This is a genomic window from Rhizobium etli 8C-3 (assembly GCF_001908375.1).
GTDB lineage: Bacteria > Pseudomonadota > Alphaproteobacteria > Rhizobiales > Rhizobiaceae > Rhizobium > Rhizobium etli_B.
In genome coordinates this window covers 587,422-603,303 of the sequence record NZ_CP017241.1, presented here as the reverse complement: position 1 = coordinate 603,303, position 15,882 = coordinate 587,422, and the positions used below count along the sequence as shown (strand labels likewise).

General features: G+C 61.6%; 12 protein-coding genes. 5 read left to right on the top strand and 7 right to left on the bottom strand.

Translation table 11 applies throughout. The annotated features are described in order from the left end of the window. The first annotated feature begins 117 nt into the window (after positions 1-117). Positions 118-3,621: a PAS domain-containing hybrid sensor histidine kinase/response regulator gene (locus AM571_RS03030; protein ID WP_074060125.1), complete on the top strand. Its 3,504-nt coding sequence runs from the start codon at positions 118-120 to the stop codon at positions 3,619-3,621. 124 nt (positions 3,622-3,745) lie between these two features. On the opposite strand, the gene AM571_RS03025 is transcribed toward AM571_RS03030, so the two are convergent. From AM571_RS03025 to AM571_RS03005, 5 genes are all read right to left on the bottom strand, one after another. Continuing rightward, the gene (locus AM571_RS03025) at positions 3,746-3,955 is read right to left on the bottom strand and encodes a cold-shock protein (RefSeq protein ID WP_022718262.1); all 210 of its coding nucleotides are present in this window, start codon (positions 3,953-3,955) and stop codon (positions 3,746-3,748) included. 414 nt (positions 3,956-4,369) lie between these two features. Further along, positions 4,370-4,747 (bottom strand): VOC family protein, encoded by a 378-nt coding sequence (locus tag AM571_RS03020; protein ID WP_074060124.1) that lies wholly within the window; start codon positions 4,745-4,747, stop codon positions 4,370-4,372. A 40-nt stretch (positions 4,748-4,787) separates the two neighbouring features. Further along, positions 4,788-7,001, bottom strand: coding sequence for a 3-hydroxyacyl-CoA dehydrogenase NAD-binding domain-containing protein (locus AM571_RS03015; RefSeq protein WP_074060123.1), 2,214 nt, complete (start codon positions 6,999-7,001; stop codon positions 4,788-4,790). Positions 7,002-7,173: 172 nt separating this feature from the next. Beyond that, positions 7,174-8,382: an acetyl-CoA C-acetyltransferase gene (locus AM571_RS03010; RefSeq protein ID WP_074060122.1), complete on the bottom strand. Its 1,209-nt coding sequence runs from the start codon at positions 8,380-8,382 to the stop codon at positions 7,174-7,176. A 191-nt stretch (positions 8,383-8,573) separates the two neighbouring features. Further along, positions 8,574-10,370 (bottom strand): acyl-CoA dehydrogenase C-terminal domain-containing protein, encoded by a 1,797-nt coding sequence (locus tag AM571_RS03005; RefSeq protein WP_074060121.1) that lies wholly within the window; start codon positions 10,368-10,370, stop codon positions 8,574-8,576. Between the two features lie 196 nt (positions 10,371-10,566). Between AM571_RS03005 and AM571_RS03000 the strand changes: the two genes are divergently transcribed. Continuing rightward, entirely contained in the window at positions 10,567-11,043 is a 477-nt protein-coding gene (locus AM571_RS03000) for a VOC family protein (RefSeq protein WP_074060120.1), read from the top strand. 46 nt (positions 11,044-11,089) lie between these two features. On the opposite strand, the gene AM571_RS02995 is transcribed toward AM571_RS03000, so the two are convergent. Next, a complete protein-coding gene (locus AM571_RS02995; RefSeq protein WP_074060119.1) occupies positions 11,090-11,950 on the bottom strand; it encodes a DMT family transporter in 861 nt (286 codons plus the stop codon). A gap of 106 nt (positions 11,951-12,056) precedes the next feature. On the opposite strand from AM571_RS02995, the gene AM571_RS02990 reads away from it, so the two are divergent. Further along, positions 12,057-13,481 (top strand): PLP-dependent aminotransferase family protein, encoded by a 1,425-nt coding sequence (locus tag AM571_RS02990; RefSeq protein ID WP_074060118.1) that lies wholly within the window; start codon positions 12,057-12,059, stop codon positions 13,479-13,481. Between the two features lie 94 nt (positions 13,482-13,575). Next, a complete protein-coding gene (locus AM571_RS02985; RefSeq protein ID WP_074060117.1) occupies positions 13,576-13,947 on the top strand; it encodes a hypothetical protein in 372 nt (123 codons plus the stop codon). A 12-nt stretch (positions 13,948-13,959) separates the two neighbouring features. Here AM571_RS02985 and AM571_RS02980 read toward each other — a convergent pair whose 3' ends face one another. Next, positions 13,960-15,243 (bottom strand): cystathionine gamma-synthase family protein, encoded by a 1,284-nt coding sequence (locus tag AM571_RS02980; protein WP_074060116.1) that lies wholly within the window; start codon positions 15,241-15,243, stop codon positions 13,960-13,962. 125 nt (positions 15,244-15,368) lie between these two features. Between AM571_RS02980 and AM571_RS02975 the strand changes: the two genes are divergently transcribed. Then, positions 15,369-15,827: an Lrp/AsnC family transcriptional regulator gene (locus AM571_RS02975; protein WP_074060115.1), complete on the top strand. Its 459-nt coding sequence runs from the start codon at positions 15,369-15,371 to the stop codon at positions 15,825-15,827. Positions 15,828-15,882 lie beyond the last annotated feature (55 nt).

Below are 15,882 nucleotides of genomic sequence, written 5' to 3'. Positions count from 1 at the left end.
ATCCTTCCTGCGCCTTGGACTTAATGCCTAGATCATCGCAATTTCCAAGACAGGCGATTTCCCTTAGTCTTGAGGTCTTTTCGGAGAGCCGGCGCATAGCGCACCGGTGGAGGTTCAATGCTTCAGGGCTGGGTCATCATCGCGTTTGCCTTCGGCTATCTGCTGCTGCTGTTTGCGGTCGCAAGCTATGGCGACCGTAGAAGCCAGAAGCTGGGCATACCGGACGGCGGCTGGCCGATCGTCTATGCGCTGAGCCTTGCTATCTACTGCACCTCCTGGACCTATTTCGGCGGCGTCGGACTCGCCTCGCAGCGCGGTCTCGAATTTGCCGGAATCTATATCGGCCCCATCCTCGTCTTCACGCTTGGCATGCCGGTGCTGCGGCGGATCATCGAACTTGCCAAGGCCGAAAAGCTTACCTCCGTCGCGGATTTCCTCGCCGCCCGCTATGGAAAGAATCCGACGGTCGCAACGATCGTGGCTCTGATCTCGCTGGTTGGTACAATTCCCTATATCGCACTGCAGCTGAAGGCGATCAGCAGCACCGTGACCGCGATGGTCAATCCCTCGGACTATGGCATCGGCAGCGGCAACCTCTACTTCCTCGACCTGCCGCTGATCGCAACCCTGGTGCTTGCCTGCTTCGCCGTCATGTTCGGCACGCGGCATACCGATGCGACCGAGCACCAAGACGGCCTGATCCTCGCCGTTTCGATGGAATCGCTGGTCAAGCTCGTCGCCTTCCTGACCGCCGGCATCTGCGTCATCTGGTTTCTGTTCGATGGGCCTGCCGACCTTTGGCGCAAAAGCGTGGACAACCCGCTGGTCAACGCGACCCTCGACTACCGGACGCCGATCAGCCGCTGGATTACGCTGATACTGCTGTCGGCCATTGCAATCATCATGCTTCCGCGCCAGTTTCACGTCACCGTCGTCGAAAACCGCTCGGCAAAACAGCTGCGGCTCGCCGGCTATCTCTTTCCGCTCTATCTCATCGCCATCAACCTCTTCGTGCTGCCAGTTGCAATCGGCGGCCTGCTGACCTTCGGCGGCGCTGGCAATGCCGACTTTTACGTGCTGTCCCTGCCGCTTGCAGGACAGATGCAGATCGTATCGCTGATCACCTTCATCGGCGGCTTTTCGGCGGCGACAGCAATGGTCATCGTCGATTCCGTTGCGCTTTCGATCATGGTGTCGAACGACATCATCATGCCGATCTTCCTGCGCCGGAAGCTTGCCGGGCGCGCCGGCCAGCGCGATGATTTCGCCAAAAGCCTGCTCAACATCCGCCGCAGCGCGATCTTCGCCGTCCTGCTGCTTGGCTATGCCTATTACCGCTCGACCGACAGCACGGCCGGCCTTGCCTCGATCGGCCTTTTGTCCTTCGCCGCGATCGCACAGATCGCACCCGCCTTCTTCGGCGGTCTTGTCTGGCGGCGGGCGAATGCACGCGGCGCCATTCTCGGCCTTACGTCGGGTTTCGTCGTCTGGTTCTACCTGCTCTTTCTGCCCTCGCTCGGCGGACCGGATTATTCCTATGTCGCAACCGCCTTCCTCAGCTTCATCTTTCCGGGCACGGCGCTTTTTGCAGCAGCGGATGCCGATCCTCTGGTCAACGCCACAGCGATGAGCCTTCTTATCAATACGGGCTTTTTCATCGTCGGCTCGATGACACGCAACGCCCGTCCGCTGGAGCGCATCCAGGCAGGCATCTTCGTGAAGGGGCAGTCGCGCTCGCAATTTGCGACCCGCGGATGGAAGACCCGCATCAGCGTCGGCGACCTGAAAACGGCAATCTCGCGCTATCTCGGTGAAGAACGCATGCAGAGATCGCTTGCGACATACGAGCAGAGTTCCGGCCGCAAGCTGGAGGACGACCAGCCGGCCGACATGGCGCTCATCCACTTTACCGAACAACTGCTCGGCAGCGCCATCGGATCCTCCTCCGCGCGGTTGGTGCTTTCGCTGATCCTGCAGAAGACCGAGGACGCTTCTGCCGACACGGCATGGCTCCTCGACCAGGCAAGCGAGGCGCTGCAATATAACCAGGACATGCTGCAAACGGCGCTTTCGCAGATGGACCAGGGCATTGCCGTCTTCGACAGCTCCAACCAGCTGACGATCTGGAACCGGCGCTTCCGCCAGCTTCTCGACCTGCCGGAGGATGTCGGCCGTGTCGGCTTTCCGCTGTCGGAGATCGTGGCGATCTTGAGCCAGCGCGGTGACGTTCCGGCCGGCGAACGCGGCCAGACGGTGCGGCATTTCCTGACACTCGACAAGCCCTTCTCGCTCGTTCTCGGCGGCGGCGAACGGATCATCGAAGTGCGGTCCAACGCCATGCCGGACAAGGGGATCGTGGCAACCTTTACCGATATTACCCAGCGTGTTGCGGCCGACCGGGCGCTGAAGCAGGCAAACGAGACGCTGGAGCAGCGCGTTGCCGAGCGAACAGCGGAGCTGACGCGCGTGAACCACGAACTCGGCGAGGCGCGCGCGGCCGCCGATGAAGCGAACATCGGCAAGACCCGCTTCTTTGCCGCCGCCGGCCACGATATCCTGCAGCCGCTGAATGCGGCGCGGCTTTACTCCTCCGCTCTCGTCGAGCGTATCGCACAGTCCGAAAACGGGCCGATCGTGCGCAATATCGATTCCGCACTGGAATCGGTCGAAACCATTCTGGGGGCCGTTCTCGACATCTCCCGGCTTGATACGGGTGCGATGCGGCCGCGCCTGACATCCGTGCCGCTGGCCGGCCTGCTGGAGCGGATCGAGACGGATTTTGCGCCGATTGCCAGGGCCAAGAAGCTGAAGCTTGTCGTGATGCCGACATCGCTGCGGGTCCGCTCCGACCCCAACCTGCTGCGCCGCCTCGTGCAGAACCTTGTGTCCAACGCCATCAAATATACGCTGACCGGAAAAGTGCTGGTCGGCGCAAGGCGGCGGGGAAACCAGGTGGTGATCCAGGTGATGGATTCGGGCATCGGCATCCCGCCCTCCAAGTTCCGCACCGTCTTTAAGGAATTCGCGCGGCTCGACGAAGGCGCGAAAACGGCCTCCGGCCTCGGCCTCGGCCTTTCGATCGTCGACCGCATCGCGCGCGTCCTCAACCATCCGGTCGAGCTGCATTCGACGCACGGCAAGGGCACGGATTTCCGCATCGTCATGCCGCTCGATGTTTCCAAGGCCGGCGCTGCTTCCCCCTCCGCAGCGCCGACCGATCGTTTGCCGCAGCCGCTCAAGGGGTTGAGGATCCTTTGCATCGACAACGAGCCAAAGATCCTCGAAGGCATGCGGCTTTTGATTTCCGGCTGGGGTTGCGAGGTCGAGACCAGCCACTCATTGGCCGCGGCCTCGGGTTTCGACACGGGTCAGCCCGCGCCCGATCTCATCATCGCGGACTATCATCTTGGCGACGGGACCGGAATTTCCGCGATCTTGAATTTGCGGGAGCGCTTCGGGACCGATCTCCCGGCGTTGCTGGTGACCGCCGACCGGACGCCCGAGGTCAGGGTAGAGGCGGAACGCCACGGCATCGCCATCCAGCACAAGCCGGTGCGCCCGGCCGCCCTTCGCGCCTTCATCACGCAGATTTCGGGGCTGAAGCGCGCCGCGGCGGAGTGAAATCCATCGCGCTTGCGCAAACAAAAAAAGGCCGGGCTAACCCGACCTTCCTGCCATCTCGACGAAACGTGCCAGTACATCCGTGGTCACGTTCCGGAGATGATATTCTCAAAGCCTGCGAGGCTCAGGCCGCCTGGAGGCGGTCTGCCGACATCTTGCCCGAGCGCTTGTCGGAAACGAGCTCGTAGGAAAGCTTCTGACCTTCCTGGAGGTCACGCATTCCGGCGCGCTCGACAGCGGAGATGTGGACGAAAACGTCGGCTGCGCCGTCATCCGGCTGAATGAAGCCGAAGCCCTTGGTTGCGTTGAACCACTTAACGGTACCTGTGTTCATGACGATATCCTTTAAAATCGTACGTAGAAGATAACGCACCGGCCAAAGCCGACGCGCGATGAAGACCGATTTTGGAGGAAGTTCGCCAGGAACGGCACCAATGGCCGAAACAAAGTCCATCTAGCAAGATCGATGTGGGGGCTTCTACGTGAAAATTGTCGCCAGCGCAAGGCGGAACGAAGGCTTACGCAATTTTTCATTCCTCAGGCACAAATCCTCCGGTATCGATGCTCATCGCCCGTCCGGCAAGCAGGCTTCCTCGTCCTTGGCATCGCGCCGACGGCTTTTGACGTGCGCAGGACCGCGCAAGCGCCTCGCATTCTATACTGTGGCTGCGCATTTGCAGTGCCTGCGGCGCTCGTCGGGCCATCCCTTTCCTTGAGATCGAAGCCTCGTTCCGCTGCACGGCTCGAATTAAGTACCAGGCACGATGCAGAACTGGTTGCCTTCCGGGTCCTTCATCACCGTATAGCCTGGTTCCCTTCGCTGCAGGCTGCCGCCAAGCGCAGTAATGCGTTCGACGGCGGCTTGAACATCATCGACGGCAATATCCAGATGGACCCGGTTGTTGTCGTAATTGCGCAGAAGGACGCGCTGGAAACAGAGCGACGGGCCGGGACCGTCCACCATCACCGTCGGATCCGTTTCCGGCGTGAACCCAAGCTTGGCCAGCCGGCCGATTTCGGCCTCGTCATAGCCACGGACCTGATAGCCGTCGAGAATTGCCGCCCAAAAGGCAGCAAGGCGCGAGGGGGTTTCAGCTTCGACGACGATTTCGGCTATCGTTGCCATGGAAGTCTCCCGGGCAGTTGCCCATCGCTTGTCAGGCGGATCACGCCGCCCTCTCCTTCGCATACGGATCAAAACGCCCATAAAACGTCTCGCCCTTGGCAGCCATATCCTTCAGCAGCGACGTCGGCCTGAAATGAACGCCGTAAGTGGAGGCTAACGTTTCGCACAATTCGACGAACTTCTTTGCGCCCATGCCGTCGATGTAGCTGAGAGCGCCGCCGGTATAGGGCGCGAAGCCGAAGCCGAGGATCGAGCCGACGTCGGCTTCGCGGGGGTCGGTGACGATGCCTTCTTCGACCGTGCGGGCGGCTTCGAGCGCGATCGTGACCAGGAAGCGCTGCTTGAGGGTGTTGACGTCCACGTCCTCTGCCTTCTTCTGCGGGTAGAAGGATTTGAGTTCGGGCCAAAGCGACTTCTTGGCGGGCTTCGGAGGATAGTCGTAGAAGCCCTTGGAGTTCTTGCGGCCGAGGCGGCCTTCCTTTTCCACCATGCGGGAGACGAGCTCCATGTGGCGGGGGTCGATCGCCTTTTCGCCCATGTCTGCGACTGTCGCCTTGAGGATCTTCAGCGACAGGTCGATTGCGACCTCGTCATTCAACGCCAGGGGGCCGACCGGCATGCCGGCCATCTTGGCGGCGTTTTCGATCATCGCCGGCGGCACGCCTTCGATGAGCATGTCATAGCTTTCGGCCATGTAGCGCAGCACGCAGCGATTGACGAAGAAGCCGCGGGTATCGTTGACGACGATCGGCGTCTTCTTGATGGCGGCGACATAATCGAGCGCCACGGCGAGCGCCTTGTCGCCTGTTTCCTTGCCGAGGATGACTTCGGTCAGCATCATCTTTTCGACCGGCGAGAAGAAGTGGACGCCGATGAAATTTTCCGCTCGTTTGGAATTTTTCGCCAGGCCGGTAATCGGCAGGGTCGAGGTGTTGGAGGCGAAGATCGCCCCATCGGAGAGCACTTCCTCGACGGCTTCGATGACGTCTTTCTTGACCTCGCGATCTTCGAAGACCGCTTCGATGACGAGATCAGCGCCCTTCAAATCGGCGTAATCGGCAGACGGGGTGATGCGGGAGAGGATGGCGGAACCCTCGTCCTGCGTAAGTCGTCCCTTACCAATGGAGTCCTTCACCAGGCCTTCGCCGGTTGCCTTGCCCTTGTTGGCCGCGTCGATATCGCGATCGATCAGGATGACGTCGATGCCGGCGGCCGCCGTGACATAGGCGATCGAGGCGCCCATGAAGCCGGCGCCGACGACGCCGACTTTCTTCAGCTCGGCCTTGGGCACGCCTGCCGGGCGGCGAGCCCCCTTTGCGAGCTCCTGCATGGAGATGAAGAGCGAGCGGATCATCGAGAAGGCTTCGGTGGTTTGCAGCACCTGCGTAAAATAGCGCTGCTCGATCTTCAGTGCCGTGTCAAACGGCACCTGCAGCCCTTCATAAACGCATTTGAGAATTGCAAGCGCGCCCGGATAATTGCCGGCGGTTTCGCGGCGCAGGATCGCGGGAGCAGCCGGCCAGAGTTGTGCGGAAGCAGGGGTCCAGATGCCGCCGCCGGGAGCCTTGAAGCCTTTTTCATCCCAGGGAGCGACGGGCTTCAGGCCGTCTTTGATCATCTGCTTGGCAGCCGGGATGAGCTGGTCCGGCTCGACCACCTGATGCACGAGATTCATCGCCTTGGCGCGGGTGGCAGACAGCGACTGGCCGGTCGTCATCATCTGCAGGGCGGATTGGGCATCGGCCAGGCGCGCGACACGCTGCGTGCCGCCGGCCCCCGGGAAGATGCCGACCTTGACCTCGGGCAGCGCAATCTTCACCGACTTGGCATTGGAGACGACGCGGCCATGGCAGGCAAGCGACATTTCGAAGGCGCCGCCCATGCAGGTGCCGTTGATCGCCGAGACCCAGGGCTTGCCGCAGGTTTCGAGCTTGCGGAAGAGGCCGGTCATGCGGCCGACGAGATCGAAGAGTCTTTGTGCGGCACTTTCCGGGTTTGCTGCCTTCTCCTGTTGGTAGAGGGTGAACATCGACTTGATCATCGACAGGTCCGCCCCCCCGGAGAAGGTGGACTTGCCGGAGGTGATGACGACGCCCTTGACGGCGGTATCGGCAACCGTGGCGTCGACGATGGCGTTCAGCTCGTCCATCACCTCTTCGGTGAAGACGTTCATGGACTTGCCGGGCATATCCCAGGTGACGAGCGCAATGCCGTCGGCGTCGGTTCTGACGGTGAAGTTCTTGTAGGTGTTCATGGCGGGACTCCTCTCCCTTGCAATCTCTTTAAGCAGTGCGACCTTTTGGGGGTCCTTCTCCTCCGTCACAGTCGGAATTGACCGACCGTCCAGCCCTCAGGCGATGGATCCTCGGGTCAAGCCCGAGGGCGACGGACGTAAGCGAGCGGGCAGCCCCGAAGCCCTTCGGCGACTACACTCTCTCGATCACCGTCGCCGTTCCCATGCCGGCGCCGATGCAAAGTGTGACGAGCGCGGTATTGAGATCGCGGCGTTCGAGCTCGTCCAAAGCGGTGCCGAGGATCATCGCGCCGGTGGCGCCGAGAGGGTGGCCCATGGCGATGGCGCCGCCGTTGACGTTGATCCGGTCGTGCGAGATGTCGAAAGCCTGCATGTAGCGAAGCACGACGGCGGCGAAGGCTTCGTTGAGTTCGAAGAGATCGATGTCGGAAAGCTGCATGCCGGTGCGCTTCAGCAGCTTTTGCGTGACGTCGACGGGGCCGGTCAGCATCAGCGCCGGGTCGGAGCCGATATTGGCGAAGGCCCTGATGCGGCCCCGCGGTTTGAGGCCCATCGATTCACCGCCGGCCCTGGAGCCCAGAAGCACGGCAGCGGCGCCATCGACGATGCCCGAGGAATTGCCGGCGTGATGGACGTAGTTGATGCGCTCGACCTCCGGATGGGCCTGGATCCCGACAGCTTCGAAGCCGCCCATTTCGCCGGGCATCTGGAAGGACGGGTTGAGTGAGGCCAGCGCCTGCATGTCGGTGCCGGGGCGCATGTGCTCGTCATGGGCAAGGATCGTCAGGCCGTTCTGGTCCTTCACCGGAATGACGGAGTTCTTGAAGTAGCCCTTTTCCCAGGCATTGGCGGCTCGCTTTTGGCTTTCGACGGCATAGGCGTCGACGTCGTCGCGCGAGAAGCCGTATTTGGTGGCGATGAGATCGGCCGAGACGCCCTGCGGCATGAAATAGGCGGGGAAGTTGACCGACGGGTCCATGAACCAGGCGCCACCGGACATGCCGAGGCCGACGCGCGACATGCTTTCGACGCCGCCCGAAATCACGATGTCATCGGCCCCTTGCGAAATCTTGCCGGCCGCAAGGTTTACCGCATCGAGGCCGGAGGCACAGAAGCGGGAGATCTGGATGCCCGGGGTGCGCGTCGAATAGCCTGCCTCGAAGGCTGCGGCCTTGGGAATGACGGCGCCGGCATCCATCACCGGATCGACGCAGCCCATGATGATGTCGTCGACCGTCTTCGTATCGAGCCCGTTGCGGTCGCGGATCGCCTCGAGCGTCTTGGCGGCGAGGCGGACGGAGGGCACTTCGTGCAGCGAACCATCCTTCTTGCCGCGGCCGCGCGGCGTGCGGACGTGATCGTAAATGAAAACCTCGGTCATTGTCTCATCTCCCTATCGGCCATGTGGCCGTTGAATTCCGTGTCTGCCTTCCCCCAGCGGGGAGAAATGCCGAACAAAACAGGGCGACGAGGTCTCCGGCAAGGCCGGAGCCAGAAGAAAGCCACGCCTGCAGCGCGCCCCTCGTCGGCCCTTCGGGCTCCCTTCTCCCGGCAGGGAGAAAGGCAACTCAATCAAAACGCCTCGGCGGGCAAGGTCATCATCGTCTCGGCGCCTGTCTCGATGCGGGCCCTGCGCAGTGCGGTTTCCGGCATGATGCGCTCCATGAAGAAGCGGGCGGTCACAAGCTTGTTCCTGAGATAGCTTTCGCGCGGCGTATCGCCGCCCGCAAGACCATCTTCTGCGGCTTTCGCCATCTTCGCCCACATATAGCCGAGAACGACGAGGCCGAAGAGATGCATGTAATCCGTCGATCCGGCGCCGGCATTGTCGGGCTTTGCCATTGCATGCTGCATGAACCACATGGTCGCCGCCTGCACGTCGTTCAAGCCCTTCTTCAGGTTCTTGGTGAAGAAGGTCATCTTCTCGTCGTTGCGGTTCTCCTCGCAGAAATCGCCGATCTCCTTGAAGAGCGCCATGACGGCGCGGCCGCCATTGAGACCCAGCTTGCGGCCGACAAGATCGAGCGCCTGGATGCCGTTGGCGCCTTCGTAGATCATCGCGATGCGGGCGTCGCGCACGTACTGGCTCATGCCATGCTCTTCGATATAACCGTGACCGCCGAAGATCTGCTGGGCCATGACGGCGTGGTCGAAGCCCTTGTCGGTCATCACGCCCTTGAGGATCGGGGTGACGAGGCCGAGGATGTCATCCGCGGTCTGGCGCTCGGCATCGCTCGCCGAGCGGTGGGCGATGTCGGATTTCAGCGCTGTCCAGAGGAGGAACGCCCGGCCGGCCTCGTTGAAGGCGCGGATGGTCATCAGCGTGCGGCGGATATCCGGATGGACGATGATCGGATCGGCCTTCTTGTCCGGAGCCTTCGGACCGGAGAGCGAACGGCCCTGGATGCGTTCGCGGGCGTAGTTGACGGCGTTCTGATAGGCAATTTCCGAGATCGAGAGTCCCTGCAGTCCGACGCCGAGGCGCGCCTCGTTCATCATCACGAACATGGCGTTCAGGCCGCGGTTTTCCGCGCCGATCAGGAAGCCGGTCGCCTCATCATAGTTCATGACGCAGGTGGCATTGCCGTGAATGCCCATCTTGTGCTCGATGGCGCCGCAGGAGACGGCGTTGCGCTCACCCGGCGTGCCGTCGGCTTTGACCAGGAACTTCGGCACGATGAAGAGCGAGATGCCCTTGGTGCCTTCCGGCGCACCCTCGATGCGGGCAAGCACCAGATGGACGATATTGTCGGTCATGTCGTGCTCGCCGGCGGAAATGAAGATCTTCTGGCCGGAGATCCTGTAGCTGCCGTCACGCTGCGGCACTGCTTTGGTACGGAGCAGGCCGAGGTCGGTGCCGCAATGCGGTTCGGTAAGGTTCATGGTGCCCGACCATTCGCCGGCAACCATCTTTGGCAGATAGGTCTGCTTCTGCTCGTCCGACCCGTGAACGAGGATCGCGGCAATCGCGCCCTGCGTCAGCCCGGGATACATCATCAGCGACATGTTCGCCGCAGAGGTATATTCGCCGACTGCGGCATGCAGCGTATAGGGAAGGCCCTGGCCACCGAATTCCTCGGGCACGGCAAGACCGGTCCAGCCGCCTTCGCAATAGGTCCTGTAAGCTTCCTTGAAGCCCTTCGGCGTCGTGACCGAGCCGTCGTCGGCCCGCCTGCAGCCTTGCTGATCGCCTGGATAATTCAGCGGGAAGAGCACCTCCTCCGCCACCTTTGCCGCCTCGCCCAGAATGGCCTCGATCATATCCGGCGTCGCATCGGCAAAACCAGGCAGATTGTTGTAGCGCTCGATGCCCAGCACGTCGTTCAGCACGAAGAGCGTGTCGTTAACCGGAGCCTTGTAGACTGGCATTGTTCGAATTCCTCCAATTCGGCAACCGGACGGACCGGCATCTGAGAGTCTCATACAAAATATTGACGTTTGCGTAAACGTCAAATCCTTCATCCGGGCAAAATTTAGGAAAGATCTCCACGCTGTCGGATGACTTCCCCCTAAAACGTCCTTGGGCTGCCAACGATTGTCAGCAAATAGAAGAGGACACTGTCCAATGGCCAAGGTCAGCACGAATATCTGGTTCGAAAAGGACGCAAGTGAAGCCGTCCAATTCTACGTCTCGATGGTGCCCAATTCTTCCATCCGGCGCACGACCGTGGTTCCAGCCGACACGCCGAGCGGGCCGGAAGGCAGCTGCAAGGTGATCGAGTTCAGGCTTGGCGATCAGGAGTTTACCGCGCTGGAGGCCGGGCCGCTCGATCCGCTCAATCATTCCTTTTCGATCATCGTCGCATGCGAGACGCAGGCAGAGATTGACCGGCTCTGGGATGGCTTCCTGCAGAATGGCGGCGTGGAGGAGGCATGCGGCTGGCTTAAGGACCGCTGGGGGGTTTCCTGGCAGGTCGTGCCGCGCCTGCTCGGCGAGATGATGGCCGACCCGGACCGCGCCAAGGCGCGACGCATGACCGAAGCCATGCTGCAGATGGTCAAGCTCGATATCGCCAAGCTTGAAGCGGCATTCCGCAGCTAGCGCGATGCCAGATGGTTCAGGCGGCGCCGTCGTTCCGCCTGCCAATCTATCGCGCGAATTTCTTGGCGCCTGCAACGCAGGCCACCACGGCCAGCGTGACGGCAAACATGCCCAGGCTCACCTTCTCATGAAGCAGCACGGCTGCGAGCGCCAGACTGAAGAAGGGCTGCAGCAATTGCAGCTGGCCGACGACTGCGATACCGCCGAGCGCAAGGCCGCGATACCAGAATATGAAGCCGATCAGCATGCTGAAGAGAGAGACATAGGCAAGACCGATCCATGACGTGCTTGCCGCATCCGGGAAGGACGGCGGCATGACGACGAGGGACAGAACGAGCATGACCGGCAGCGAAAGAACCAGCGCCCAGGAAATAACCTGCCAGCCGCCCAGCTTGCGTGACAGCCGGCCCCCTTCGGCATATCCCAGCCCGCACACGATGATCGCTGCGAGCATCAAGAGGTCGCCGACAAGGGATGCGGCATCCTCGCGCATCAGTGCAAAACTGGCGACGATCGCGCTGCCGAGGCAGGAAAACAGCCAGAAGACCGGACGTGGACGCTCGCCGCCGCGCAGCACGCCAAAGACGGCGGTCGCCAGCGGCAGAAGGCCGATGAAAACTGTCGAATGAGCCGACGTGATCTGCTTCAGTGCAAATGCGGTGAGCAGCGGAAAGCCAATGACCACGCCCAGCGACACCACAAGCAGCGAGAGTAGATCGGCGCGGCCAGGGCGCTTCTGGCGAAAGGCGAGCAGCAAGCACAAGGCAAGCAATCCAGCGATCGCGGCGCGGGCGACGGTCAGGAACAGCGGATCGAAATTTGCGACCGCAACGCGCGTCGCCGGAAGCGATCCGCTGAAGATCAGCACCCCCAGAAAACCGTTGATCCAGCCGCCGGTCCTGTCCATCGCCCATGCTCCTGCGTTTTCATCGCTATCGGCCGCACGGGCTGGAACCGCCAGTGACAGTGCTATACAATAAGCACAAACTGTTATGGATACGGATGCAGTACAGATGGATCAACGGTCGGCGGAGCGCGAGCGCGGCGGCAAGCGCATAGAAGGCGTCATGGCGGAAATCCGCAGCCGGATCGCATCTCGCGGGCTCGTGCAGGGGTCCCGCCTGCCCTCTGTGCGCGCCTTCGCGAAGACGATGCAGGTTTCGCCTTCGACTGTCGTGGAGGCCTATGAAAGGCTGGCCGCCGAAGGCCTGATCCGTTCGCGACCAGGTTCCGGCTTCTACGTTTCGAGCCCGCTTGCGCCGCTTACGCTTTCTAAGATCGGGCCGAAGCTGGAGCGGGCGATCGATCCATTGTGGGTCTACCGGCAGTCGCTGGAAGACGCGCCCGAACTGCTGAAGCCCGGATGCGGCTGGCTGCCGGCAAGCTGGATGCCGCAGGCCGCAATACGCAAGGCGCTTCGTTCAATCTCGCGCGGCGAAGGGCGAGTGCTTGCAGATTATGGAACGCCGCTTGGGCTGCCGCAGCTAAGGCAACTGCTCTCGCGCCGCATGAGCGAGCGCGGCATCGCAGCAGCTCCGGACCACATCATCCTGACTGAATCTGGCACGCAGGCAATCGACCTCCTGTGCCGCTTTCTGATCGAGCCAGGTGATCGCGTGTTGGTGGACGACCCGTGCTACTTCAATTTTCATGCACTGTTGCGCGCTCACCGGGCGAACGCCATCGGAGTTGCGATGACGCCCGGCGGCCCGGATATCGAGGCATTCGAGCGGGCGATCGATGAGCACCGGCCGCGGCTCTACATCACCAACTCGTCAATCCATAACCCGACAGGCGCCACGTGCTCGCCTGTTGTGGCACACCGCCTATTGAAACTTGCCGAGCGCGCCGGCCTGACAATCATCGAAGACGATATCTTCGCCGATCTCGAGCATGAACCGGCTCCTCGCCTCGCCGCATTCGACGGGCTGGAGCGTGTGGTCCATATCGGCAGCTTTTCCAAGACGCTTTCTGCCTCTGTCCGTTGCGGCTTCATAGCCGCGAGAGCGGACTGGATCGAGCCGCTCACCGACCTCAAGATGGCGACCAGCATCGGCGGCGGGCGGCTGTCGTCCGAACTGATCCTGCTGCTTTTGAAGGATGGCAGCTACCGCAAACATCTGGACGCACTGCGCGTTCGCCTCTCAAGAGCGATGGACGAGACGGCAGCCCGGCTTGCGCCGCTCGGCATCACGCCATGGATAAGGCCGCAGGCGGGCATGTTTGTCTGGTGCAAGTTGCCGGACGGCATAGACGCTGCCGATATCGCGCAGGCCTGCCTTGGCGACAACGTCGTCTTAGCGCCGGGCAATGCCTTCAGTCTGTCGCAGACAGCACGCGGCTTCCTTCGCTTCAATGTCGCCCAGTCGGATGATCCGAGGATATTCCTCTCGCTGGAAAGGGCGTTGAAGAAGGCGGTGCGCAGCCTGGCCTCTTGAGTGGCAGCCGCTGACTGAAAGCAGCGTTTGCTTCTGCGGGCGAACACGCTACATTTCGCTGGCAATCGAAGAGAGCCCTGGGAGGAGCGATTTCATGAGACGAATGTGGCCTGAGGAGTTCAATTCCATCCTGGACGGCGCAGAGGAAGTGACGCTGGCGCTGCCGGCGGTCGTCCATGAGGACGGATCGCGGAGCGAGGCAATCAGCAGGCGGGCTCTGAAAGTTTGCATTCCGATGGAAGATTACGAGCGCATCTGGCCATTGGCGGAGGCCCGCTACCGGCTCGGCGGAAAATTCGCCGGCAAGGCGATCACGCTGATCACCACCAATCCGCATTACCATGCCTGGCACCCGGCTGACGGCGGCAGTATCGAGAACACCTCCGATAGCGGCAGGCTCTACAAGACGAATTACATCGTCGCGCATTTCCTGCTCGATGATGTGCGCGAGACGGCGGCGGCCTGACGCCGCCTGCCCTTACGCTTCGTCCAGTGCCAGCGCCAGATCGGCGATCAGATCGTCCGGATGCTCGATGCCGATCGACAGCCGGATGGTCGATTCCAGGACGCCGATGCGCTGGCGCACATCTGCCGGGACGCCGGAATGGGTCATCGCAGCCGGATGGCTGGCAAGCGATTCCGTGCCGCCGAGGCTGACAGCAAGCTTGAAGATCTTCAGCGCGTTCAGGAACTTGAAGGAAGCCGGCTGGCCGCCCTTGATGTCAAAGGAGAAGGTGGAGCCGGCGCCCGTGCACTGTGCGGCAAAGGTGCGGCCGACCGGCGATTGCGGATCGTGGTAGGGAAGATAGTGAATATTCTCGACCTTCGGATGGTCGCGGAGGAAATCGGCGACGGCGCGCGCGTTGCTGTTGGCCCGCTCCATGCGGATCTGCAGCGTTTCCAACGAGCGCCCGAGCATCCAGCAGGAATGCGGGTCGAGCTGCGTGCCGATCGAGCCGCGAAGCGCCTTCACCTGTTTGATCACCGCTTTGGGGCCGAGGACGGCGCCGGCAATGAGGTCCGAATGGCCGCCGACATATTTGGTCAGCGAATAGAGCGAGATATCAGCACCATGTTCGATCGGGCGCTGGAAGACCGGGCCGAGCAGCGTGTTGTCGCAGACGACGATCGGCGTGTGGTCCTGCGTTTTTCCAATCGCATCGGCGATGCGACGGATCATGGCGACATCGACGAGGCTGTTGGTGGGATTGGCGGGCGTTTCGACGAGGATGACCGAGACCCGGCCTTTCGACATAGCGTCTTCTGCCGCCGCCCTTACCGAAGCCTCGCTGACGCCATCGGCAAAGCCGACGGCAGAAACGCCAAGATTGAGGAACGTCTTGGCCAGCAGCGTCTCGGTGCCGCCATAGAGCGGCTGCGAATGAAGGATCGCATCGCCGGGCCGGACAAAGGCAAGCAGCGTGGTTGCGATCGCCGCCATGCCGGAGGAGAAGACCGCACCGCTTTCCGCCCGCTCATAGACGGCGAGCCTGTCTTCGACGATCTCGCTGTTCGGGTGGTTGAAGCGCGAATAGACGAGGCCGGCACCCTTGCCTGCCGGTGGCTCGCGGCGGCCCGACACGTAGTCGAAGAAATCGCGGCCATCCTCGGCGGTGTTGAAGACGAAGGTCGAGGTCAGGAAGACCGGCGGCTTGACCGCGCCTTCGGAAAGCTCCGGATCGTACCCGTAGTTCAGCATCAGCGTTTCCGGATGCAGCGCGTGATTGCCGATATGGGTTCTCGAAGGGTGCGGCGCGGTCATTGACGGTCTCCTCAGGCCGATGGATTGGGACAAACAGCAAATTAGATCAAATTCGGAGGCACGTTCTTGCTATTTGGCGCAGGAGGAGGTCTTTGGAAGCAACTTCCTGCGGAGCAATCTGAAATATGGCGCAGAAAATTGCTGATGAGACCGACCGGCGAATCCTGAAGGAACTGACGGCCGATGCGCGCATCACCAACAACGAGCTTGCCGAGCGCGTGGGGCTTTCTGCTTCGGCATGCCTTCGAAGGCTGCGGCGGCTGGAGGAGACGGGCGTCATAAAGGGCTACACGACGCTGGTCGATCCGATCGCACAAGGCTGGACGATGACGGCAATCGCCTGCGTAAGGCTCAGCCGCCAGCACGAGGACGAGATCCAGATGTTCGAGACTGCCGTACGCAGTTGGGACGAAGTGCTCGAGTGCCATCTCGTCACCGGTTCGCGCGACTATGTCCTGAAGGTGATGAGCGCTGGGCTGGATCAATACGAGCGCTTCATCAAGGAGAAGATCGCGCGGTTGAAATGCGTCGATACGATCGAGACCAGCTTTGTGATGAACACCATCAAGGAGCGGCGCATCTAGCTCAAAATCTGTGCCGATTTACCGAAACATTAAAAAATTCTCACTGAAGTTAACG

What these genes read in the sequence shown, in the direction of transcription:
- AM571_RS03010 (WP_074060122.1), bottom strand. Translation starts at nt 8,382, where the DNA reads ATGACCGAGGTTTTCATTTACGATCACGTCCGCACGCCGCGCGGCCGC.
- AM571_RS02975 (WP_074060115.1), top strand. Translation starts at nt 15,369, where the DNA reads ATGGCGCAGAAAATTGCTGATGAGACCGACCGGCGAATCCTGAAGGAA.
- AM571_RS03015 (WP_074060123.1), bottom strand. Translation starts at nt 7,001, where the DNA reads ATGAACACCTACAAGAACTTCACCGTCAGAACCGACGCCGACGGCATT.
- AM571_RS02980 (WP_074060116.1), bottom strand. Translation starts at nt 15,243, where the DNA reads ATGACCGCGCCGCACCCTTCGAGAACCCATATCGGCAATCACGCGCTG.
- AM571_RS02990 (WP_074060118.1), top strand. Translation starts at nt 12,057, where the DNA reads ATGGATCAACGGTCGGCGGAGCGCGAGCGCGGCGGCAAGCGCATAGAA.
- AM571_RS03005 (WP_074060121.1), bottom strand. Translation starts at nt 10,370, where the DNA reads ATGCCAGTCTACAAGGCTCCGGTTAACGACACGCTCTTCGTGCTGAAC.
- AM571_RS03020 (WP_074060124.1), bottom strand. Translation starts at nt 4,747, where the DNA reads ATGGCAACGATAGCCGAAATCGTCGTCGAAGCTGAAACCCCCTCGCGC.
- AM571_RS03025 (WP_022718262.1), bottom strand. Translation starts at nt 3,955, where the DNA reads ATGAACACAGGTACCGTTAAGTGGTTCAACGCAACCAAGGGCTTCGGC.
- AM571_RS02985 (WP_074060117.1), top strand. Translation starts at nt 13,576, where the DNA reads ATGAGACGAATGTGGCCTGAGGAGTTCAATTCCATCCTGGACGGCGCA.
- AM571_RS02995 (WP_074060119.1), bottom strand. Translation starts at nt 11,950, where the DNA reads ATGGACAGGACCGGCGGCTGGATCAACGGTTTTCTGGGGGTGCTGATC.
- AM571_RS03000 (WP_074060120.1), top strand. Translation starts at nt 10,567, where the DNA reads ATGGCCAAGGTCAGCACGAATATCTGGTTCGAAAAGGACGCAAGTGAA.
- AM571_RS03030 (WP_074060125.1), top strand. Translation starts at nt 118, where the DNA reads ATGCTTCAGGGCTGGGTCATCATCGCGTTTGCCTTCGGCTATCTGCTG.